Below are 20530 nucleotides of genomic sequence, written 5' to 3'. Positions count from 1 at the left end.
TGTTGTTTCTGCAGGGGACGAGCCCCTGCGGGAAAGGATCGAATTCAGATGACGTACAAGAAGGCAGTGGTGCTGGCCGCCGGCGCTCTCATGGCCGCCGGTGCCGCCTCGCCCGCCATGGCCGACTCGGCTGCCGAGGGGCAGGCCATCGGCTCCCCCGGTGTCGCCTCGGGCAACCTCGCCCAGGTCCCGGTCCACGTCCCGATCAACCTGTGCGGCAACACCGTGAACATCATCGCGGCGCTGAACCCGGTGTTCGGCAACACCTGCGTCAACGACTGACGTAGCGTCAGCGCCCCGCAGGGGCGGACTCCTCGGGGTGGCCTCGGAGTGCACGGCGGTGCACTCCGGGGCCACCTTCGATTCAGCACCGGCCCCGCGCCGGTAGAACAGGGAAGGACCCATGCGACAGGTACTGAGCCGACAGGTACTGGGCAAGGGAATGCTCACGGCCGCGGCCGCATCGAGCCTGCTGTCGATCGCGACGGGCGCGGCCTCCGCGCACCCGGGGGCGGTGGCGGAAGCCGCGCACTCCCCGGGCGTGCTGTCCGGCAACAGCGTCTCGGTACCGATCACCCTCTCGCCGAACGTGTGCGGCAACAGCGTGGACGGCGGCGCGGCACTGAACCCGGCCTTCGGCAACACCTGCGTCAACTCGACCGGTTCGGACGCCCACCACGCGCACCGGGACTACGACCGCTACCTGAGCCCGGAGCACGCCGAGGCCTTCGAGCGCTACCTCCAGGAGCGCGAGGGACGCCACGCCCGGCCCGGCGGGCCGCGCGACGGGCAGGCGCCGGCCGGTGAGGGCCGCCACCGGGCGCCGAAGCACGCGGCACCGGAACAGGCCGCGCCCGCGCCCGCCCCGCCGAAGCACACGGCGCCGAAGCACGCGGCTCCCCGGGCCGAGGAGGTCCGGCACGGCGGCGGGCCCGAGGAGGAGTGCGACGACCACCCGCAGGGCCGGCCCGCGCCGGCCCCCCTCCCGCACCCGGCGCCCCCGGCACCGCCCATGCCGCAGCCGGAGCCGGAGCCCGAGCCGAAGCCGCTGCCGCAGCCCGAGCCGGGGCCGGTCGGGGAGCAGCCGGCGCCGCTCCCGATGCCCGAGCCCGAGCCCGAGCCGAAGCCGCTGCCGGAGCCCGTCCCCGAGGTGCCGCCCGTCGCGGAGGCCCCCGAGCCGCTGCCCGCCCCGCTGCCTGCGCCCGCCCCCGCACCGCAGCCGCTGCCCGCACCCGAGCCGCCCGCCGAGCCGCCCGCCGGTGAGACCCCGCACCCGCTCCCGGCTCCGGTCGCCGAGGAGGTCCCCGAGGCGGCGCCGCCGCGCGGCAGCATGCCGGTGACCCTGCCGGCGCCCGCTCCCGCCCCGGAGTCCGGCACCCCGGCCGGGCCCCCGCCGGCCGCCCCCGCGCCCGTCCCCGCGCCCGTCCCCGGCGCGTGGGCACCCGGCTCCCCGGCCCCGGCGGCGCCCGTCCCGGCGCCCGCCGCCGCCACCGCGGTACTCGCCGAGACCGGCGCCGGCCAGGCGGGTGCCGCGGCGATCCTCGCCTCGGCGCTCGTCCTCGGCGGCGCCATCCTGTACCGCAGGTCCCGTATCGCCTGATCCGCCGCCCACCGGTTTTCTGCGGCAAACCGCGGCCGGAGAATCCCCTGCCGGATTCTCCGGCCGTCGCCGTGCGCTCGTACGCGTTTCCGCGGCGGCGGGGAATCGTTGTGCAGGGCAAAGCGGTGCGACGGTCACCGCTGGAAAAGGATTTCGAAAATGAAGCTCACGAAGGTCGCCGCGGTCCTCGCCGGCTCCGTTGCCGCCCTCGGCGCGTCCACGGGTGCGTTCGCCGCCGAGAACCCGGCCGCGATGCCCCCCATGAGCCTGACGGGCGGCGCCACCGAGGCCTTCGACGCGCTCGCCCCCGTCACCGAACAGCTCCCGACGACCGTGGGCAACGGCATCGCCGAGCAGGGAGAGAACGTGGACAAGGTGGTGGGGACGGCCCAGCAGCTCAACAAGATCCGCAACAACGCCCCGGGCGAGCTCCTCGGCCTGGCCAACCAGGCCACCCAGGCCTCCCCGCTGCTCGGCGGCGTCCAGCTCAACGGCGGCGCGTCCTGACCTCCCGCCCCCGCAACGCACCGTGGGCGCCACCGGCGAGGCCGGTGGCGCCCACGGGCGCATGTCCTGCTGGCGTCGGCGTCAGGCGTTGACGCAGGTGTTGCCGAACGCCGGGTTCAGCAGGGCGATGATGTTCACGGTGTTGCCGCAGACGTTCACCGGAACGTGGACCGGGACCTGAACGAGGTTGCCCGAGAGCACGCCCGGCGAGCCCACGGCCGCACCCTCGGCCGTCGAGTCGGCGAGGGCGGTACCGGTGGCACCCGCCGCGGCGAGACCGGCGGAGGCCAGGACCAGGGCGGCCTTCTTGGCAGAGTTCATGGGAGCTGCACCTTCTGTTTCGACGTTCTGCCCCGACCGGGGCTCACACCGAGAGAAACGGTCCAGCCTCCCAGACGGACACGGCCCCGCGCACGGTCTGACCTGTTCAGCCCAATCGCTCGCAACCGCGCACGGTTTCCGGCCGCCCGTCCGGCCCCCGGGGCCCCGCCCGAGGGCCGCTCAGGCCCGCTTGGGGACGGCGGGCAGCACCTCCGGCACCTCGGGCACCTCGGGCACCTCGGTCTCGGGTACCTCAGGAACCTCCGGGACCTCCGGGACCTCAGGGACCTCCGGCAGCTCGGGGATCTCCGGGATCTCCGGGATCTCCGGCACCGAGCCCACCGGTGGGAGCTCCGGCAGGCCGGGGATGGCCGGCAGGCCCGGCAGGCTCGGCAGGCTCGGCAGCGACGGAAGCTGGATGGGCGGCAGCTGCACCCCCGGCAGCAGGCCCTGGAGGGACGCCAGGAGCCCGTCGAGGGTCTGCGTGAGCCCGGCCAGGAGGTCGTCGACCGGGCCGGCGGCCGCTGCCCGGCGCTCCTCGGCCTGCTGCCTGGCCGTCGCGACCCGCTCGCGGAGGTCCGCGGCCGTGCCGCCGTCGGCGGCGCCCGCGGGTGCGGCCGCGCCGGTGAGTATGACGGCCGCGAGGGCCGACGGGACGAGGACGCGTGCACGGAGGCGGGACGGCTTCGAGCGCATGGGGGTTCCTTCGGTGGGGACACAAAACGGACGGAAGCGATCCGCTTCGCTACCCACCGTGAGAAGTCCTTGCACGGAACGCAACCGGAACCCTCACTTGGACGCAATTCCTGCTGGCTGCGTACGGCCTTCGCGCAGGCGTCCGGAACCGACTCACCCGGGCCGGGGAAAAGTCCCGCGGCAGCAGGCCGTTTGAGTGAAGGCGCGGAACCAAGCCGGGCCGGGGCCAGTTGACCAGGGCGCTCCACTAGCGGGCACTCGTGCGACAAAAGGACCAATGATGCTCAAGAAGATCATGACTGCCGCCGCGGTCACCGCCGCCGCCGTCGGTGCGGGCGCTGCCGTTGCCGCTCCGGCCATGGCCATCGGCAACGACAACGGGGTCAACACCGTCAACGGCAACGGCTCCCAGCAGATCTACGGCAACCAGAAGACCGCCGGCGACATGAGCCCGCAGCTCAGCCTGGTCCAGGGCACCCTCAACAAGCCCTGCGTCGGCCTGCCGGTCAAGGTCAACGCCCAGTCGATCCTCGCGCTCGTCAACGTCGGCGTCCAGGACATCAACGTCCTGTCCAACCCGATGAACCAGCAGTGCGTCGAGAACTCGACCCAGGCCAAGGGCGACGAGCCGCTCTCCCACATCCTGAGCAACATCCCGGTCCTGTCCGGCAACGCCTCCGTCGGCAGCTGACCTGGCTCACCCGCCACCCGGGCCCTGCCCGTGGAGACGTGACGAGGCCACGTGACGAGGCCCCGGCGGCATCCGGCCGCCGGGGCCTCCGCATGCCCCGGGCCGCCCGTCAGCCCGTCCAGAAGTCCCACCACCGGGTCAGGACGAGCATGCCGATGATCCCGATGTGCAGGGCCGGGGGCGCCCAGGCGAACTCGGCGAAGAAGCCGCGGACGGGGCCGGGGGCGGGCAGCGCGCCGGTGCGGACGGTGTGCGCGGTCACCGCCCAGAACATCAGCAGCGTCGCGACCCAGGTCAGGCAGCACCACAGGCACAGCGCGTTGATCTCGTACAGGGACTGGACCATCAGCCAGGTGCAGAAGCCGACGCCGAACGCGCAGCCGGCGTTCAATCCCAGCCAGAACCAGGTGCGGTAGCGCGCGCCGGCCAGCAGGCCCGCCCCCGCGCACACCACGGCCCCGAACGCGACCAGTCCCAGCATCGGGTTGGGGAAGCCGAAGACCGCCGCCTGGTCGCTCTGCATGACGCTGCCGCAGGAGACCACCGGGTTGAGGCTGCACGCCGGCTTGAAGTCCGGGTCCTCCAGCAGCAGGAACTTGTCGAGGGTGATCACCCAGGAGGCCAGCACCCCGGCGGCGCCGGTGAGGACGAGCAGCCAGGCCAACGCCCGGGGGGCCGGGGACGGTTCGCCTTGCCGACGGGTGGCGGGCCGCGCCTGCTGGCGGGGGACGCCCACTGTTTTCGTTGCCATACGGCCCATGGTCCCCCGCTTCATGACAGACCGGGGCGAACCCTGTACATTTCGAGGCAAGTTGACCTGAAAAGGTGGCGGGAACCCCCGGCGCTTCCCGGACGTTTTACCGAACCCCGGACGTGATGCCAGAACCAGGGGCTACGTTGTGCTCCCGCGAAGTCACTAACTGCGACGGCCTGGAGAACCCACCTTGAGCGATCCGTACGAGACAACCGAGGCGCACCTCGAGCGACTCCTGGGCCGCGCCCTCAACTCCTATGACCTGCCCGACCGGTTGGTCGAGCGCCTCGGGTCGGCGCTCGCCCACAGTTCTTCGCTCCACACCACCGCCCACAGTCCTGCGGCGGGGCGGTGGCGGGAGATCCACCGGCACACCTACCTGCTGCCCGACGGTACGTCGGCCTCGCTGTGGGAACTGGTCCACCGGCATGAGCACGACCGGGAGCTGCGGCACGAGGTGTTCGCCAGCCGGGAGGAGACCAGGCTCGCCGCGGCGCGGCTGTTCGGCGAGGCCGCCGCGCAGCCGGTGTTCGACCCGGCGCTGGAGGGCGTGTTCGCCGCGGTGGAGGAGGAGGGCGACGCGGAGGCGGCGGCCCTCGGCGCTCTGTTCGGCCCGCCGACGGCGGATCAGCGGCACCGGGAGTACGCGGTGGACCAGTCCGCCGACCATGCACGGCGGGTGCTGCGGCGGGCCGAGAACCCGGACCGGCCCGGGCCCGAGGCGGCGGAGCTGCTGCGCTCGGCGTACGCCCACCGGATCACGCAGGCGTTCGGCACCCGGCAGTGCCTCGCGGACGGCCGGGACGCCGGCTTCCGGCTGTACGAGCACGCGTTCCTGCTGCTCGACGGGAGCGAGGTCAGCCTGTGGGAGGTCGAGCACACGGCGACGCCGGACGGGCGCCACATGTGCGAGGTGTACGCGACGGAGGCGGCCGCCCGCGGGGCGATGGAGGTCCGCGCCCACGGCTGACGGCGGCCGCTCCCCCGGGGCTGCGGGTCCCTGCGGGAAGCGGGAACGGGCATGTCCGCTCGGGAACGGACATGCCCGTCACAGGGGGGCCGGCAGCCGGGTCAGGCCGCCGGGACCTTCTCCGCAGTGCCCGCAGCCCCGACCGCGGCCTGTTCGCCGCCTTCGCCCTCCTGTGCGGGGAGCGACCTGCGGGGCAGCGTGAACATCACCGCGAAGATCAGGGCGAGGACGGCCGCGATCCACCACAGGGCGCCGCGGAAGGCCTCGACGTACGGGGCGCCGAAGGCGTTGTCGTCGTCGATCAGCCCGAAGAAGACGACCGAGGTGAGGCCGAGGCCGAGGGCGTTGCCCATCTGGCCGGTGGTGTTGACCAGGCCCGAGGCGGAGCCGGCGTGCTCGCGCGGGACCTCGGAGAGCACGGTGTCGGTGAGCGGGGCGACGATCAGGCCCATGCCGGCGCCCATGACGACCAGCGGCGCCGCCATCTGCCAGGAGGTGATGGCCATGCCGTAGTGCTCGGACTCCCAGATGTAGAGCAGGATGCCCGCGGCCATGGTGAGCGCGCCCGCCTGGAGGACCTTGCGGCCGAAGCGGGGCACGAGCTTCTGCACGGAGAGGCCCGCGGCCACGGAGACGGCGATGGAGAACGGGATGCCGGTGGTGCCGGCGCGCAGGGCGCTCCAGCCGAGGCCGACCTGCATGTACAGCGTCCAGACCAGGAAGAAGATGCCGGTCGCCAGGCCGAAGGTGAGCTGGACGGCGATACCGCCCGCGAAGCTGCGGATCTTGAACAGGGAGAGCTCGACCAGCGGTGAGCCGTCCTTGCGGATCTTGTGCTTCTCGTAGGCGACGAAGGCGAGGAAGACGAACGGCGCCGCGATCATGGACACGAAGCCCCACAGCGGCCAGTCGTTCTCCCGGCCGTGGGTGAGCGGGAAGATCAGCATGACCAGGCCGAGGGTGGCCAGGACGACGCCGACGAGGTCGAGGCGCAGGGCCCGCGGGGCCTTGGACTCGGTGATGAACGCCCGGCCGAGGAGCACTCCGGCGATGCCGACGGGCAGGTTGATCAGGAAGATCGGGCGCCATTCGAGGCCGAAGAGGTTCCACTGGGTCAGCAGGGCGCCGAGCATCGGGCCGGAGACGGCGCCGAGGCCGACGATGGCGCCGAACATGCCGAAGACCTTGCCGCGCTCGTGCGGCGGGAAGGTGACGTGGATGATCGCCAGCACCTGCGGGACCATCAGCGAGGCCATGGCGCCCTGGAGGATGCGGGCGGCGACCAGCACGTCGGGGGTGGGGGCGATGCCGCAGAGCAGCGAGGCGGCGGTGAAGCCGGCGATGCCGACGAGGAAGAGCCGCTTGCGGCCGTAGATGTCGCCGAGACGGCCGCCGGTGATCAGGCCCGCGGCGAAGGCGAGGGCGTAGCCGGCGGTGATCCACTGGATGGCGCTCGTGGAGGCGCCGAAGTCGCCGCGCATGGAAGGTATCGCGATGTTGACGATCGTGACGTCGACCAGGTCCATGAAGGCGGCGATCATCACGATGGCGAGCGCCAGCCAGCGGCGGCGGTCGGCGGCGGGGGCGGCGGAGTCGGCGCCGGTGTCGGAAAGGTCGGGAAGGTCGGTGTTCCGCTTCTCTCGTGCGGGCCCGTCGTCGGTTCCGGGCGATGTCGTGGTCGTCTCGGTCATGGGAAGAACCTAGACGGGATGTAGGTCCGTTCGTGTCCTATTTCGCTGGCAGGCTGGTTGCCATGACCGACACTCCGGCACGACTGCTGACCCTGCTGTCCCTGCTGCAGACCCCGCGCGAGTGGCCCGGCAGCGAACTGGCCGGCCGACTTCGGGTGAGTACGCGCACCATCCGCCGCGACATCGACCGGCTGCGGGAGCTCGGCTACCCCGTGGAGGCGACGCTCGGCGCCGAGGGCGGCTACCGGCTGGTGGCGGGCGCGGCGATGCCGCCGCTGCTGCTGGACGACGAGGAGGCCGTCGCCATCGCCGTGGGGCTTCGGGCGGGGGCCGGGCACGCGATCGAGGGGGTGGAGGAGGCGTCCGTACGGGCGCTCGCCAAGCTGGAGCAGGTCCTGCCGGGGCGGCTGCGGCACCGGGTGGGGGCGCTGCAGTCCGCGACGATCGCCGTGACCCGCGGGGACGGCGCCACCGTGGACCCGCGGACGCTGACGGCGATGGCGGCCGCGGTGGCCGGGCCGGAGCGGCTGCGGTTCGCCTACCGGGACCGGGACGGCGCGCACACGAAGCGGCTGGTGGAGCCGTACCGGCTGGTGAGCACGGGCAGCCGCTGGTATCTGGTGGCGTACGACCTGGAGCGGGACGACTGGCGGACCTTCCGGGTGGACCGGGTCGCCGACCCGTTCCCGACGGGGGCCCGCTTCACGCCGCGCGAGCTGCCGATGGACGCCGTGGACTTCGTACGGCGGGGGCTGCGGGGGCGGGAGACGTACGAGGTGGAGGTCTCCTTCGGGGTGCCGGCGCAGGAGCTGCCGCAGTGGCTTCAGACGCACGCCGAGGTCTCCCCTGAGCCCGGGGACGCCGGGCGCTGCCGGGCGCGGTTCGAGAGCGGGGACGCCGCGGAGTGGGTCGCGGCGCGGCTGGCCCTGACGGGACTGCCCTTCACGGTGCACGGGCCGGCCTCCCTCGCGGCGGCCGCCCGCGGCCTCGCCGACCGGCTGGCGGCGGGGGCGGGGACTGGGGCGGGGACTGGGGCGGGGACGGGTCAGGAGCGGCGCGGGACCACCAGGCCGGACGCGTAGGCGAAGACGACGAGCAGCCGGGGTACGGCCCGGACAGCCCCGATCCCGGCTGCACGTCGGCCGGCCGGCCCTGGCCCGCGCGGCTTCCCGGTCGGGCGCAGGGTGCGGCGCCGCCCCCGGCGGGCCGGGGGCGGGGGTGCGGCGCGGCGGGGGCGTCAGGCCACGGCGTCGAAGCCGGTGTCGTGGGCCATGCGCTTCAGCTCCAGGAGGGCGTGCTTCTCGATCTGGCGGATTCGCTCGCGGGTCAGGCCGTGCTGCTTGCCGACCTCCGTCAGGGTCCGCTCGCGGCCGTCGTCTATGCCGTACCGCATCTTGATGATCGACGCCGTGCGCTGGTCGAGCTTGCCCAGCAGGTCCTCCAGCTCCTCGCTGCGCAGCAGGGAGAGGACGGACTGCTCGGGGGAGATGGCGGAGGTGTCCTCCAGGAGGTCGCCGAACTGGGTCTCGCCCTCGTCGTCCACGGACATGTTCAGGCTGACCGGGTCCCGGGCCCAGTCCAGGACGTCGCCGACGCGCTTCTCGGTCGTGTCCAGCTCGGCGGCGATCTCCGCGTGCTCCGGGTCGCGCCCGTTCTCCCGGTTGAACTCCCGCTGGACGCGGCGGATCCGGCCGAGCTCCTCGACGAGGTGGACGGGCAGGCGGATGGTGCGGGACTGGTCGGCGATGGAGCGGGTGATGGCCTGGCGGATCCACCACGTCGCGTACGTGGAGAACTTGAAGCCCTTGGTGTAGTCGAACTTCTCCACGGCGCGCACCAAGCCGGCGTTGCCCTCCTGGATCAGGTCGAGGAGGGGCAGGCCGCTGCGCGGGTAGCGGCGTGCGACGGCGACGACGAGGCGCAGGTTGGAGCGGATGAAGACCTCCTTGGCGCGCTCGCCCTCGGCGACGAGGGCCTCCAGCTCCTCGCGGGAGGGGCCGGCGCCCTTGCGCTCCACGCCGCCTTCGAGGATCTCCCGCGCGTACACGCCGGCCTCGATGATCTGCGAGAGCTCCACTTCCTTGGCCGCGTCGAGCAGCGGGGTGCGCGCGATCTCGTCCAGGTACATGCCGACCAGGTCGCGGTCGGCGATCTCCCCGCCCGCTGCGCGGGCACTGCCCGTGGACTCGTTGCGGGCGACGGCGCGGGTTGCCATGCGTGCTCCCTTGCAAAGTGTTAGGTCGCGGTGCGGCTGCTGGAACGCGGCTGCGCGTCCCCGGACACTCTCCCGAGTGCCCGCTTCCGATGGAAACAACGACTGGAATCGGGACAGAATTCCCACGCCGGTCGATGTTTTTCGCGATCTTGCAGTATCCTGCCCCGCCGCCCTGCCCAGAGCAGGCTCGGCGGCGTTTCCGGACCGCGAAGAGATGCAGGTCAGAGCGGGGGCGGGGACCGTCGGGGCGGCGCTGCACCGGGTCGTTGCCCCCGCTCCTGGAGACGCCGTCCGGGCCCGTCCGGTTGCCCCGCGCCCGCCGAACGCCCGGGGCGGCAGCCGACCGGGCTCAGCCGAACTGGACGGAGCGCTTCGACAGGCCCATCCAGAAGCCGTCCACCGTGTCCGAGCGGCGGCCGAGGTCGCCGGCGGCGTCCGCGGCACCGAGGGTGACGAAGAGGGGCGCGAAGTGCTCCGTGCGCGGGTGGGCCAGGCGGCCGGCCGGAGCCTTGGCCTCGAAGTCGAGCAGGGCGTCGACGTCGCCTGCGTCGAGGGCCTCCCGGCCCCATGCGTCGAACTCCGCCGACCAGGCGGGGACGCCGGGCCCGGTGTGCCGGAGCGCGGCCAGGTTGTGGGTGAAGAAGCCGCTGCCGACGATCAGGACGCCCTCGTCGCGCAGCGGGGCGAGCCGGCGGCCGATCTCCATCAGCCGCCCGGGGTCCAGGGTCGGCATGGAGGCCTGGAGGACCGGTATGTCGGCGTCGGGGTACATCTCGACGAGGGGGACGTACGCGCCGTGGTCGAGGCCGCGGTCCGGGGCGTCCTGGACCGGCATGCCGGGGGCGTGCAGCAGCGCCCGTACGGACGCGGCGAGATCCGGGGCGCCGGGGGCCCCGTAGCGGACCCGGTAGTAGTGCTCGGGGAAGCCCCAGAAGTCGTACACGAGCGGGACGGTCTCGGTGGCGCCGAGCGCCAGCGGGGCCTCCTCCCAGTGGGCGGAGACCACGAGGACGGCGCGCGGGCGCGGCAGGGCGGCGGACCAGGCGGCCAGCTCGGCCGGCCAGAGCGGGTCGTCGGCCAGGGGCGGGGCGCCGTGGCTGAGGTACAGGGCCGGCATGCGGGCGGGGGCCGGGTCCTGGGCCGGGGCGGCGGCGGGGTGCGGGGTGGCGGTCACGGCGGTGCTCCTCGTTCGCGGGCGCGGGGCCGGGGACAAGGACAAGGCTGGACAGGACGAACCCCGCGTCGTTCAAATTTGAACAACGCGGGGCCGTCGGTCATTCCCGGGGCACCCAGGCGCCCGTCAGTGGGCGATCACCGGAACCTTGACCTCCGCCGTGTCGGCGCCGCGGCCGGAACCGGAGGCGACCGGGCCGCCGGCGCCGGGACGACCGGTGTTGATCAGCGCCAGTGCCACGGCCGCGCTCGCGGCGAGGATGCCCACCGCCCACCAGATGGCGGCCGCGTAGCCCTCCACCATGGCCTGCGCCTGGACCAGCCCGGCCGCGGCCCCGGCCGCGGCGGCCTCGCCCGCATGGTCCACGAGGTACGCGGTCGTCGCCGACGCGGCGATGGTGTTCAGCAGGGCGGTGCCGATCGCGCCGCCCACCTGCTGCGAGGTGTTGACCATGGCGGAGGCGACACCCGCGTCGGCCGCGGCCACACCGTGCGTGGACAGCGACATCGCCGGCATGAACGCGGTGCCCATGCCCAGGCCCAGCAGCAGCTGCGCCGGCAGGATCAGCCCGGTGTACGAGGAGTCGACCTCCAGCTGTGTCAGCAGCAGCATGCCGGTCGCGGCGACGAGGAAGCCGGGGCCCATCAGCAGCCGCGGCGGGACGCGGTTCATCAGGCGGGCGCCGATCTGCGTGGAGCCCGTGATCATGCCGGCGATCATCGGCAGGAACGCGAAGCCGGTCTTCACCGGCGAGTACCCCTTCACGACCTGCAGGTAGTAGGTGAGGAAGAGGAACAGCCCGAACATCGCGATGACGGCCAGGCCCAGCGAGAGGTAGACGCCGCCGCGGTTGCGCTCCAGCAGGACGCGCAGCGGCAGCAGCGGGGACTTCACCCGCGACTCGACCAGGACGAACGCGCCGAGCAGCACCACCGACGCCGCGAACATGCGGATCGTCCACGCGTCCGACCAGCCGGCCGACTCGGCGCGCGTGAACCCGTACACGAGCACGACCAGGCCGAGCGTGGACAGCAGGACACCCGGCAGGTCCAGCGGGGCCCGGTTGCGGCCGCCGACGGGTTCCCGCACGACGAGCCAGGCGCCCACGGCCGCGACGACGGCGAACGGGATGTTCACGAAGAACGTCCAGCGCCAGTCCAGGTACTCGGTGAGGAACCCGCCGAGGATCAGGCCGACCGCGCCGCCGCCGCCCGCGATCGCGCCGTAGATGCCGAACGCCTTGGCCCGCTCGGCGCCGTCGGTGAACATCACGGCGAGCAGCGAGAGCGCGGCCGGGGCGAGCAGCGCGCCGAAGGCGCCCTGGAGGGCGCGGGCGCCGAGCATCATCGCCTCGCCGGTGGCGGCGCCGCCGAGCGCGGAGGCCAGGGCGAAGCCGATCAGTCCGACGACGAAGGCGTTGCGGCGGCCCCACTTGTCGGCGATGCGGCCGCCGAAGAGCAGCAGTCCGCCGAAGGCGAGCGCGTAGGCGGTGATGACCCACTGGCGGTTGCCGTCGGAGATGCCGAGGTCGGCCTGGGCGGAGGGCAGCGCGATGTTCACGATCGTCGCGTCGAGGACGACCATCAGCTGCGCCAGCGCGATGAAGACGAGCGCCTTCCAGCGGTTGGGATCGGGGGCCGCCGCCCCGAGCGGATCGGCGGTGTCGGCTGTTTTCGGCATGGGGGTACCCACTTCGGTGTACGGAATGGCGGAAATGATGAAACAAGCGGCTTTTGTGACGCTAGCGGGCCGGGGCCTGCTGCGTCACTCGGTTTTCTGCCTGAGGTCCTCGAACGTCGCGGGTGCGCCGGGGAGTTCGGAGGCCCCCGGGGCGCGCAGCCCGTCGAGGAAGATCTGGAGGTGGCGGTGGACGAAGGCGTCCACGCTGACGCAGGAGGCGTCCGGCAGGGGGCGGCTGAGCTGGGACAGCGCGACCATCAGGTCGCCGGGGCCGACGTCGCCGCGGACGAGGCCCGCACGCCGCCCGGCATCCATCAGGGACGCGACGGCCTCGGTCAACATGCCGTTGGCGGCGAGGAGTTCGGGGTGCTCGCGGTCGAAGCCGCTGCCGAGCATGGCGCACAGGGCGCCGATCCGCTCGTCGGCGGCGGTGTGCGTGAAGCGGCACAGCGCGGCGAACGCGTCGGGCTCCTCGGCGAGCGCGTTGCGCACCTCGGCCGTGACCCGGCCCATCACGAACAGCACGACGTGGTGGACGAGTTCGGCCCGGTCGGGGAAGTGCCGGTAGAGGGTGGCGTTGCCGACGCCCGCCCGGCGGGCGACCTCGTCGAACGGGGCCCCCGAGCCCAGCTCCACGAACACCTCCCGCGCCGCGGTGAGGATCCGCTCCCGGTTGCGCACGGCATCCGCGCGCGGACGGGGAGCGCGCGCGGGCGCGTCGGCGGAGACGGCGGTGCGCTGCATCAGGGGCCTTCCTCGAACGGCTCCGCCCGCCCGCGGGGGGCGGCGTACGAACACCTGGGCACCGGCACCCGCGAACCGGGAGAACCGAAACGGGGACCGGATCCCCGTTTGGGGGACACGAGTGCAAACGGGGATCCACTCCCCGGTTATTTCACCCTCCCGTGTGAGCCGCACCACACGGCTGTTCCCGTTCGGCCGCACCCGGCGCGCGGGCCCGGCGCGCCCGGCGGAGGGTGAGCGCACGGAGTGCAGCACGGGCCCGGCCGGCTGCCGCGGAGCGGAAGGCGATCCCCATGGCGCAGACCCGCCACCGGATACGCAGACCCCACCGCGCCGGCGCCTACATCGGCCTGACCGCCCTCGCCCTCGGCATCACCGCGACCGCCAGCAGCGGGATCTCCGGCCGCCACCACTCGGCGTCCGGGCCGACGGCGGCGACCGCGGAGTCGGCTCTGGCCCCGTGCCGGATCAGCGGCGCGCCGGGCGTCCAGATGTCGGAGGGGCTGCCGACGCCGCCCGGGTACTCCCGCTCGACCGGCGAGGTCCGCGCCCTCAACCTGATGATCGACTTCCCGGACGCCAAGGGCGAGGGCACGGCGCTGGACCGGATGGCGGAGTTCTTCCCGCAGACCTCCGACTGGTTCCGCACCAGCTCCTACGGCCGGCTCACCTACCGCCCCGAGGCGCCGGTGAAGAGCTGGCTGAGGATGCCGATGCCGTTCGCCGCGTACGGGATCGGGCGCGGGTCCCCGTACGAGCCCGGGTACCGGCAGCTCGTCGAGCACATCGTGAGCGCGGCCGACCCGGAGGTGGACTTCAGCCGGTACGACCTGGTGAACATCCTGGTCACGCCGAACGCGGGCCCGTCGGCGCTCGACACGGTGCTGTCGGTGACGTTCTCCGGCAACGGGGACGCGCCGGTCGCGGACGGCGTGCCGCTGGCGAACACGTCGTTCGTCTACAGCCGGCAGGACGACGGCTCCGGCACCTACCGGGAGACCGGCTACCGGGTCCTGCCGCACGAGAACGGGCACGTCTTCGGCCTGCCCGACCTGTACACGGCCGACGGCGGCGGCGCGGTCGGGCACTGGGACATCATGAGCGAGGACTGGGGCTCCAACAACGACCTGCTGGGCTGGCACAAGTGGAAGCTCGGCTGGCTGGACGGCTCGCAGATCAGCTGCGCGTCGAAGCCCGGCACGAGCGACCACGTGCTGACGCCGCTGGCGGTCGGGGGAGGCGTGAAGCTGGCCTTCGTCCCGCTGTCGGCGACCACGGGGTACGCGGTGGAGGTCCGCACGCAGGCGGGCAACGACGAGACGGTGTGCAAGCCGGGCGTACTGGTCTACAAGGTCGACTCGGAGGTGGACACGGGGCGGGGCCCGGTCACGGTGGTCGACAGCGCGGTCGGCAGCGGCGGCTGCACACGCCGGCCGAACGTCCACGGGGAGCTGTCGGACGCCCCGTACCGGCCGGGCGAGACGTTCACGGACGAGGAGGAGGGCATCAGCATCTCGGTGGTCGGCGAACTGCGCGACGGCAGCTTCCAGGTCCGCATCGCGCGGCCGTGACCCCGGGCGGGGGCTGCCGCCGGGACCCGGTAGTCTGATCTTGACTGTTTGAACAAGTTCAAGAACTACTGGGGGGCCGGTGCACCGTCACCGCATCATGATCTCCGCCGCGGCCGCCGCGGCAGCCGTAGGCCTCGTACCGGCCACGGTGCAGGCGGCGGAGCCGACGCCGCCGGCTGCGGCCACGGGGAAGGCCGGGGCCGCAGAGAAGGCCGGGGCCGCAGGTAAGGCCGACGCGGCACGGGCCGAGCTGCGCAAGTCGCCGTTCTTCAGCCCGGCCGAGCGCTCCGTCGCCGCCAAGGGGCAGTCCGGCGGCAAGGCGTCGGCGCAGGGGGGCGCGAACGCGGCGGCGGGCGACCCGTACCTGTCCGTGGAGATGGGCGCGAGCCACACCACGGCGCGGGGGATCATGCTCACCGCGTACGTAATGATCATCAGCGACCTGCCGACCGGGGCCCTCGTGAACGTCGACTGGGGCGACGGCAACAAGGAGACGGAGGTCGTCCTCTCCGACGCCGCCTACCCCTTCCTCCACCTGAACCACACGTACGCGGAAGTCGGCGCCCACAAGGTCACCCTCACCGCGGAGGACATCCGCAGCGGCCTGAAGACGACGAACACCCTCGACGTCGTCGTGGCCGGCTCCGAGTTCACCCCGCACGCCCCGACCCGCCTGCTGGACACCCGCGACGGCACCGGCGCGGCGGGCGCCCGGCCCGTCCCCGCGTACGGGACGACCCGCGTGAAGGTCGCCGGCACCCGAGGCATCCCGGCCGGCGTGTCCGCCGTGGCGCTCAACCTCACGGCCACCAACACCAGGGCCGCCGGGCACGTCAGCGCGTACGCCGCGGGCACCGACCGCCCGGCCACGTCGAACCTCAACTTCGCGGCGGGGCAGACCGTCCCGAACCTGGCGGTCGTCCCGGTGAGCGAGGACGGCCACATCGAACTGTCCAACCACAGCGACGGCACCACGGACCTGCTCGCGGACGTCACCGGCTACTTCACCCGCTCCGCGGCAGCCGGCTACACCTCGCTCGCCCCGACGCGCCTCGTCGACACCCGCGAGGGGCTGGGCGCGGCACGGGGCCCGGCCGCCGGCCAGTCGACGTTCGCCGTGCAGATCGCGGGCGCGGGCGGCGTCCCGCCGAAGGGCGTCACGGCGGTGGCCCTGAACGTCACGGTGACCGACCCGCGGGAGGCGGGCCACCTGACGCTCTTCCCGAGCGGGCAGCAGGCGCCGGTCACGTCGAACCTCAACTTCACGGCCGGGCAGACCGTCGCCAACTCGGTGATCGTCCCGGTCGGCCCCGACGGCCGGATCGAGATCCGCAACGGCTCCTGGGGCGGGGCCGACGTGATCGTGGACGTCGTCGGCCACTACAGCGCCGAGGGCAAGGCCGCCTACCTGCCGGTCACGCCGACCCGCCTGCACGACTCCCGCGAGTGGTGGCAGGTCAAGTCCTTCGACTTCCTGCACCAGCGGATCCCGGCGGGCAAGTCGGCACCGGAGGCGGCCGTGGTGAACGCGACGGTGACCAACACCACCGGCAGCGGCCACCTTTCGATCGCCCCGGACCCGAACACCCAGCTGCAGTACGACCAGGGCACGGCGACCACCCCGCAGCCCCCGCAGTCCTCGAACCTGAACTGGACGAAGGGCGCGACGGTCTCGAACCTCGCCCAGACGGGCACGGGCCCCGACGGCATCGTCGACTTCTGGAACCGCAGCTGGGAGCCGGTCGACCTGGTCGTCGACCTCTTCGGCATCTACGACAGGCGATGACCCCCGGGGTCCGCGAACGCGCCGGCCAGGAGATATCCGGCACGTTCGCGGGCCCCGACCAAGATCTCCCGGTACGCACCGCACCCCACCCGCTACACTTGCGCCGGTGGCCAGGTCCTCACGGACCGCGTCCACGAGCACGCCTTCGTAGCTCAGGGGATAGAGCACCGCTCTCCTAAAGCGGGTGTCGCAGGTTCGAATCCTGCCGGGGGCACAACGCGTTACCGCTCTGACCTGGGATTACTCCCCCAGGGAGGGCTCCTGCTCGGCCTCGGACTCCTCGTCCGGGGCCGTTTGCGTGAGCGGAGGACGGCATCCCACGCGTATCCGGCATCTCAGGAGGACCACGCCGCGAGGAGTTCCGCCGGGCCGTACGCAGCGTCGAGCCCCGCGCAGTCGGTCCCGCTGCGCGAGACAGCGATGACAGGCACGGGAGCATCCGTGAGCGCGGCACGGTGTCGGTGCAGCGCCGCGAGATCGTGCCGGTCGAACGGGGAGTTCTCCAGCCACTTCACCGAGCCGACGAACAACAGCTCCTTGGCGATAGGCGCGCGGTCCGCTCCCACGATGTCGATCTCCACATCGTTGGTGCGGGTCCAGTAACCGCCGATGGCGGGGGCAGCCGGGAGGTTCGCATCGGGAAGCAGCCGTGCCAGCGCGTCGCGCACCAGAGGTTCAATGGCCCTGCCACGCCAGCTGGTCCAGTTTTCACGGATGCGCTGCAGCGTCAGGTCACCCCGGCCCCGCTCGATCTCCTCCATCGCCGGACCCAGGAGCTTCAGCCAGAAGCGGAGGTAGGGATCCGCGACCCGGTAGCGGCGATCCTTCGAAGGCCGCGTGGACACGGGAAGCTCTGCCGCGATCACCCGCTTGTCCGCGAGAATCCCCAGCGACCGCTGTAGCGGGGTCGCCCCGATCCCGCCGGCGGCGCGGGCAATGTTGGAGAACGTCCGCTCACCGCTGCCGATCGCCGAGAGGACGGTGCGTGCCTGGACCTGCTGGGGGAACTCCGCTGCAAGTGAGCGCTCCGCCGACACCAGCAAGGCCGAGACCGGATCACTGAGCGCCGCCTGCAGGAACTCCCACATCCCGGCGCCGTGCGTCCACTCCGCACAGATCAGAGGCAGTCCACCGGTGATCAAGGCCGCATCGAAGGCCGAGGCAGGATCGAGGCCGAGCATCTCGCCCACCTCCGCCGGGTTGAGCGGACCCAGAACCATCTCCCGTCCACGCTGATGGAACGGGCGTCCATAGCTGTTCAGCGCCTCCATCATCGACAGGTCGGAACCGATGAGAACCAGCAGAACCGGCTTCTTCTCCAGCACTCGGTCCCAGGCCCGCTGGAGCATGCCTTCGAAGGCGCCTTCCGCATCCATCAGATAGGGCACCTCGTCCATGACCACCACGCTCGCCCGGTCGTGCGGAAGGGCCGCCGCCAGCACGTCGAAGGCCGCATCCCAACTCGCCGGGCGGGCCGCGGACAGCAGATTCGCCAGCGGAAGGCTGGACACGTGCGCATCCTGGCTGAACCGCTCCAGGTCAGCCCCCGGCGACGCCCCCGTGGCGGCATAGAAGAGGAACGGCGCACCGGACCTCTCGGCGAACCGCTCCACCAACCGCGACTTGCCCACCCGGCGGCGCCCTCGAAGCATCACGCACCGCCCCGGCCGCTCCCCACCGACCCCGGCGGCCACCTTGCCCAGCTCGCGATCCAGCGTCTCGAGCTCGTGCCGCCTGCCCACGAAATCTGCCATGCCGCACCTCCCCAGCATCACCGATGCCAAAGTTACTAACACTGCAGTTAGCAACATTAGTGTTAGTTGCAGGCTCTTCGGGGAGATACCGCGCGGTGCCGATCACGCCGAACGGCGGCCGTCGTGCACGTGCGCCCCCCTGGGGGCGGGCACGAGGAAGCCCTTCCGGGCCCCGGGGGCGGGGCCGGAAGGGTCAGGGGTGGGCGGCGGCTAGCTCAGGCCCCTTGTGCGTTCGCCTATGCGGTCGCCTACCGGGGCGCCTGCGCGCTTCAGGTCCGCCTTCGTGTGTGCGCCGCCCTTGACCTTGCTGCGTACGGGGCCGGCAAAGCCGTGGCCCTTGGAGGGGGGCGGTCCGGGCGGCTCCTGGCCCTTCGCGGCGCGCCGGAGGTCCTGGTTCTGCTCTTTGCTCATCCCGTCGTCAACTCCTCGGGAAGCACCCAATCGGACTATTGGGATCGTATGCACATATGGCGCGGTGTGCACCTTCCGGGGGCGTCAGCGGGTGGTCGGCTCCGCCGGGCCCGCGGGGTCGGGGACGAGGTCCGCCGGGCAGGGCGTGCCCCGGGGCAGCTGGTACTTCGCCGCGATCCGGTACTCCCCCGGCGCCGGGGCCAGGAGCTCCGTCCACACGTCGCCCGCGGCGTCCGCCTCGGCCTTGAACAGGCAGCCGGCCGTGTTCGCGTACCCCTGCGGCGGCGGCACCGGGCGCCCCTCGGCGTCGACGAGCCCGAGCCACGGCGAGTGCGGGATCCGGACCAGGACCCGTCCGGGGGCCTTCACGTCGACCACCAGCCGGTCCGCGCCCGCCCGGACCACCGAGGCCGGCCCGGACACCAGTTCCGTCGGCCGGGCGACGCGGAAGAGCTGCCAGTTCGCGTCGCCCCACACCCGCTCCAGGTACGGCAGCCCACCGGCGACGAGCCGGGCCTCCGCCTCGCCGCCCGAGTCGGGTTTGTCCGCCGGCAGCACCACGTAGTGGACGGCCCACCGCTCCAGCCACTCCCGGTAGCTGTCCGCGGTCAGCGTGTCGTCGTAGAAGAGCGGGTTGCGCTCCAGGTCCGCCTGCCGGTTCCAGCCGCGCGCGAGGTTCACGTACGCCGGGAACGCCGACGACTCCCGGTGGCTGCTCGCCGGCACCACCTCGACGCGCCCCCGGTCCGCGCCCGCCTTCTGCAGCTGGTCGACCAGCGGGGCGAGCTCCCGGTTCCAGGCGGCCACGGGGGTGGTGCGCACGATGTCGGTGACGCTGTTCACGGTGATCCACACGGTCACCCCGGTGAACGCCGCCACCAGCGCCCGCCGGCGGCGCGTGCCCGCGGCCGCGTACGGGACGGCCGCCAGGAGGACGGCCCCGCCGAAGAGCATGGCGAGGCGGGTGACGTTCGAGCCGACCTGCGAGTCGATCGCCCAGGTCAGGAAGACGCCGAGGACGTACACCGCCGCGGCGGCCCGGACCGTCTTCCACCGCTTCGGTACGAGGAGGGCGACGGCCAGCCCCGTGGCGAACGGCAGCCACGCCGAGCCGATCTTCATGGGCTGCGTCCCGGAGAAGGGGAACAGCCAGGCCGACAGCCCGACGACCGCCACCGGGGCCAGGCCGAGGGCGTACGCGCCCGGCCGCCGGCGGCTCAGGAACAGCGCGGCCGCGACGACCCCGAGGAAGAGGCCCGCGACGGGGCTGGAGGCGGTCGCGAGCCCGGCCAGCGGCGCCGCGACCGCGGCCTTCGCCCAGCGGCGGCGGGCCCAGCGGCGGGGCCAGCAGAAGACGGCCGCGACGGCGCCCAGCGCGAACATCGCACCCAGCCCGAAGGTGACCCGCCCGGACAGGGCGTTGCAGAAGAGGCCGTACACCCCGGCGAGGGCCGGCCACAGCGGCTCGCGCACGGCGCCGCGGCAGCGGGTCAGGATCAGCGCGAGCAGTCCGGCGGAGACGGTGCCGGCGACCATCATCGTCGTCCGCACACCAATCATGTACATGACGTACGGCGACACGACGCTGTACGAGACGGGGTGCATGCCCCCGTACCACGCCAGGTTGTACGCCGAGTCCGGATGGCGGCCCACGAACTCGGCCCATGCGTCCTGCGCGGCGAGGTCGCCGCCGCTGTTGGCGAAGGCGTAGAACCAGACGACGTGGAGCAGGGCCGCCACCGCCGTGGACACCGCCACCGGGTGCCACCGGGCCGCGGCGAGCGCGCGGGCGGCAGGCCCCCCGCCGGCGGCACCGCCCCGGGCACCACCCGCCGTACGCGCCGGCCCGGCGGCGGCCGGCGCGGGCGCGCCCCGGCCCTCGGTCTGCTCCTGCTCAGCGGTGGTCACTGGTCGCTCACTGCCCTACTCCCCAGCCCTGGGGTCCACTCCGACGCGTCCCGGCCG

Annotated in this window: 19 protein-coding genes and 1 tRNA gene; 9 read left to right on the top strand and 11 right to left on the bottom strand. The window is 73.0% G+C overall.

Annotated features, from left to right (window positions below):
• The first annotated feature begins 48 nt into the window (after positions 1 to 48).
• From MUK52_RS18725 to MUK52_RS18715, 3 genes are all read left to right on the top strand, one after another.
• Positions 49 to 282 carry a chaplin gene (locus MUK52_RS18725; protein WP_114057922.1) on the top strand — a complete coding sequence of 78 codons (234 nt, stop codon included), beginning with the start codon at positions 49 to 51 and terminating at the stop codon, positions 280 to 282.
• A gap of 121 nt (positions 283 to 403) precedes the next feature.
• Complete coding sequence (locus MUK52_RS18720; protein WP_284578425.1) at positions 404 to 1600, top strand: chaplin; 1197 nt, start codon at positions 404 to 406, stop codon at positions 1598 to 1600.
• 159 nt (positions 1601 to 1759) lie between these two features.
• A complete protein-coding gene (locus tag MUK52_RS18715) occupies positions 1760 to 2107 on the top strand; it encodes a hypothetical protein (RefSeq protein ID WP_114057924.1) in 348 nt (115 codons plus the stop codon).
• 81 nt (positions 2108 to 2188) lie between these two features.
• On the opposite strand, the gene MUK52_RS18710 is transcribed toward MUK52_RS18715, so the two are convergent.
• Both MUK52_RS18710 and MUK52_RS18705 read right to left on the bottom strand, forming a co-directional pair.
• Positions 2189 to 2428, bottom strand: coding sequence for a chaplin (locus tag MUK52_RS18710; RefSeq protein ID WP_114057925.1), 240 nt, complete (start codon positions 2426 to 2428; stop codon positions 2189 to 2191).
• A gap of 180 nt (positions 2429 to 2608) precedes the next feature.
• Positions 2609 to 3124 (bottom strand): hypothetical protein, encoded by a 516-nt coding sequence (locus MUK52_RS18705; RefSeq protein WP_284578421.1) that lies wholly within the window; start codon positions 3122 to 3124, stop codon positions 2609 to 2611.
• Between the two features lie 280 nt (positions 3125 to 3404).
• On the opposite strand from MUK52_RS18705, the gene MUK52_RS18700 reads away from it, so the two are divergent.
• Positions 3405 to 3815, top strand: coding sequence for a rodlin (locus MUK52_RS18700; protein WP_114058975.1), 411 nt, complete (start codon positions 3405 to 3407; stop codon positions 3813 to 3815).
• A 109-nt stretch (positions 3816 to 3924) separates the two neighbouring features.
• Here MUK52_RS18700 and MUK52_RS18695 read toward each other — a convergent pair whose 3' ends face one another.
• Complete coding sequence (locus tag MUK52_RS18695; protein ID WP_284578419.1) at positions 3925 to 4566, bottom strand: vitamin K epoxide reductase family protein; 642 nt, start codon at positions 4564 to 4566, stop codon at positions 3925 to 3927.
• A gap of 193 nt (positions 4567 to 4759) precedes the next feature.
• On the opposite strand from MUK52_RS18695, the gene MUK52_RS18690 reads away from it, so the two are divergent.
• Complete coding sequence (locus tag MUK52_RS18690) at positions 4760 to 5539, top strand: DUF6227 family protein (protein ID WP_114057928.1); 780 nt, start codon at positions 4760 to 4762, stop codon at positions 5537 to 5539.
• A 101-nt stretch (positions 5540 to 5640) separates the two neighbouring features.
• Here MUK52_RS18690 and MUK52_RS18685 read toward each other — a convergent pair whose 3' ends face one another.
• Positions 5641 to 7230 (bottom strand): MFS transporter, encoded by a 1590-nt coding sequence (locus MUK52_RS18685; protein ID WP_284578416.1) that lies wholly within the window; start codon positions 7228 to 7230, stop codon positions 5641 to 5643.
• A 62-nt stretch (positions 7231 to 7292) separates the two neighbouring features.
• Between MUK52_RS18685 and MUK52_RS18680 the strand changes: the two genes are divergently transcribed.
• Positions 7293 to 8312: a helix-turn-helix transcriptional regulator gene (locus MUK52_RS18680; protein WP_284578414.1), complete on the top strand. Its 1020-nt coding sequence runs from the start codon at positions 7293 to 7295 to the stop codon at positions 8310 to 8312.
• 155 nt (positions 8313 to 8467) lie between these two features.
• Here the strand turns inward: MUK52_RS18680 and MUK52_RS18675 are convergent, their stop codons facing one another.
• From MUK52_RS18675 to MUK52_RS18660, 4 genes are all read right to left on the bottom strand, one after another.
• Positions 8468 to 9445, bottom strand: a complete 978-nt coding sequence (locus tag MUK52_RS18675) for a sigma-70 family RNA polymerase sigma factor (RefSeq protein ID WP_114057931.1) — start codon at positions 9443 to 9445, stop codon at positions 8468 to 8470.
• A gap of 349 nt (positions 9446 to 9794) precedes the next feature.
• Positions 9795 to 10562, bottom strand: a complete 768-nt coding sequence (locus MUK52_RS18670) for a dioxygenase family protein (protein WP_114058976.1) — start codon at positions 10560 to 10562, stop codon at positions 9795 to 9797.
• 183 nt (positions 10563 to 10745) lie between these two features.
• A complete protein-coding gene (locus tag MUK52_RS18665) occupies positions 10746 to 12299 on the bottom strand; it encodes an MFS transporter (protein ID WP_284578412.1) in 1554 nt (517 codons plus the stop codon).
• A gap of 84 nt (positions 12300 to 12383) precedes the next feature.
• Positions 12384 to 13043 (bottom strand): TetR/AcrR family transcriptional regulator, encoded by a 660-nt coding sequence (locus MUK52_RS18660; protein ID WP_114057933.1) that lies wholly within the window; start codon positions 13041 to 13043, stop codon positions 12384 to 12386.
• 293 nt (positions 13044 to 13336) lie between these two features.
• On the opposite strand from MUK52_RS18660, the gene MUK52_RS18655 reads away from it, so the two are divergent.
• The 3 genes from MUK52_RS18655 (at position 13337) to MUK52_RS18645 (ending at position 16614) form a co-directional block, all read left to right on the top strand.
• On the top strand, positions 13337 to 14614 hold the full coding sequence (locus tag MUK52_RS18655; protein WP_114057934.1) for a M6 family metalloprotease domain-containing protein: 1278 nt from the start codon (positions 13337 to 13339) through the stop codon (positions 14612 to 14614).
• 79 nt (positions 14615 to 14693) lie between these two features.
• The gene (locus MUK52_RS18650; RefSeq protein WP_284578408.1) at positions 14694 to 16400 is read left to right on the top strand and encodes a hypothetical protein; all 1707 of its coding nucleotides are present in this window, start codon (positions 14694 to 14696) and stop codon (positions 16398 to 16400) included.
• A 141-nt stretch (positions 16401 to 16541) separates the two neighbouring features.
• A tRNA-Arg gene (locus tag MUK52_RS18645) sits at positions 16542 to 16614 on the top strand.
• Positions 16615 to 16735: 121 nt separating this feature from the next.
• Here MUK52_RS18645 and MUK52_RS18640 read toward each other — a convergent pair.
• From MUK52_RS18640 to MUK52_RS18630, 3 genes are all read right to left on the bottom strand, one after another.
• Positions 16736 to 18154 carry an ATP-binding protein gene (locus MUK52_RS18640; RefSeq protein ID WP_114057936.1) on the bottom strand — a complete coding sequence of 473 codons (1419 nt, stop codon included), beginning with the start codon at positions 18152 to 18154 and terminating at the stop codon, positions 16736 to 16738.
• A gap of 210 nt (positions 18155 to 18364) precedes the next feature.
• Complete coding sequence (locus tag MUK52_RS18635) at positions 18365 to 18565, bottom strand: hypothetical protein (protein WP_114057937.1); 201 nt, start codon at positions 18563 to 18565, stop codon at positions 18365 to 18367.
• A gap of 84 nt (positions 18566 to 18649) precedes the next feature.
• The gene (locus MUK52_RS18630; protein ID WP_502963583.1) at positions 18650 to 20473 is read right to left on the bottom strand and encodes a DUF8823 domain-containing protein; all 1824 of its coding nucleotides are present in this window, start codon (positions 20471 to 20473) and stop codon (positions 18650 to 18652) included.
• Between the last annotated feature and the right edge of the window lie 57 nt (positions 20474 to 20530).

Source organism: Streptomyces sp. 2P-4 (genome assembly GCF_030167965.1).
Taxonomy (GTDB): Bacteria; Actinomycetota; Actinomycetes; order Streptomycetales; family Streptomycetaceae; genus Streptomyces; species Streptomyces globosus_A.
This window is presented reverse-complemented; position numbering and strand designations above follow the sequence as displayed.

Bases quoted from the DNA above. Each gene is read 5' to 3' on its own strand.
- MUK52_RS18665 (WP_284578412.1), bottom strand. From the start codon at position 12,299: ATGCCGAAAACAGCCGACACCGCCGATCCGCTCGGGGCGGCGGCCCCC.
- MUK52_RS18635 (WP_114057937.1), bottom strand. From the start codon at position 18,565: ATGAGCAAAGAGCAGAACCAGGACCTCCGGCGCGCCGCGAAGGGCCAG.
- MUK52_RS18655 (WP_114057934.1), top strand. From the start codon at position 13,337: ATGGCGCAGACCCGCCACCGGATACGCAGACCCCACCGCGCCGGCGCC.
- MUK52_RS18725 (WP_114057922.1), top strand. From the start codon at position 49: ATGACGTACAAGAAGGCAGTGGTGCTGGCCGCCGGCGCTCTCATGGCC.
- MUK52_RS18695 (WP_284578419.1), bottom strand. From the start codon at position 4,566: ATGGCAACGAAAACAGTGGGCGTCCCCCGCCAGCAGGCGCGGCCCGCC.
- MUK52_RS18660 (WP_114057933.1), bottom strand. From the start codon at position 13,043: ATGCAGCGCACCGCCGTCTCCGCCGACGCGCCCGCGCGCGCTCCCCGT.
- MUK52_RS18640 (WP_114057936.1), bottom strand. From the start codon at position 18,154: ATGGCAGATTTCGTGGGCAGGCGGCACGAGCTCGAGACGCTGGATCGC.
- MUK52_RS18715 (WP_114057924.1), top strand. From the start codon at position 1,760: ATGAAGCTCACGAAGGTCGCCGCGGTCCTCGCCGGCTCCGTTGCCGCC.
- MUK52_RS18685 (WP_284578416.1), bottom strand. From the start codon at position 7,230: ATGACCGAGACGACCACGACATCGCCCGGAACCGACGACGGGCCCGCA.
- MUK52_RS18675 (WP_114057931.1), bottom strand. From the start codon at position 9,445: ATGGCAACCCGCGCCGTCGCCCGCAACGAGTCCACGGGCAGTGCCCGC.
- MUK52_RS18705 (WP_284578421.1), bottom strand. From the start codon at position 3,124: ATGCGCTCGAAGCCGTCCCGCCTCCGTGCACGCGTCCTCGTCCCGTCG.
- MUK52_RS18700 (WP_114058975.1), top strand. From the start codon at position 3,405: ATGCTCAAGAAGATCATGACTGCCGCCGCGGTCACCGCCGCCGCCGTC.
- MUK52_RS18720 (WP_284578425.1), top strand. From the start codon at position 404: ATGCGACAGGTACTGAGCCGACAGGTACTGGGCAAGGGAATGCTCACG.
- MUK52_RS18670 (WP_114058976.1), bottom strand. From the start codon at position 10,562: ATGCCGGCCCTGTACCTCAGCCACGGCGCCCCGCCCCTGGCCGACGAC.
- MUK52_RS18680 (WP_284578414.1), top strand. From the start codon at position 7,293: ATGACCGACACTCCGGCACGACTGCTGACCCTGCTGTCCCTGCTGCAG.
- MUK52_RS18710 (WP_114057925.1), bottom strand. From the start codon at position 2,428: ATGAACTCTGCCAAGAAGGCCGCCCTGGTCCTGGCCTCCGCCGGTCTC.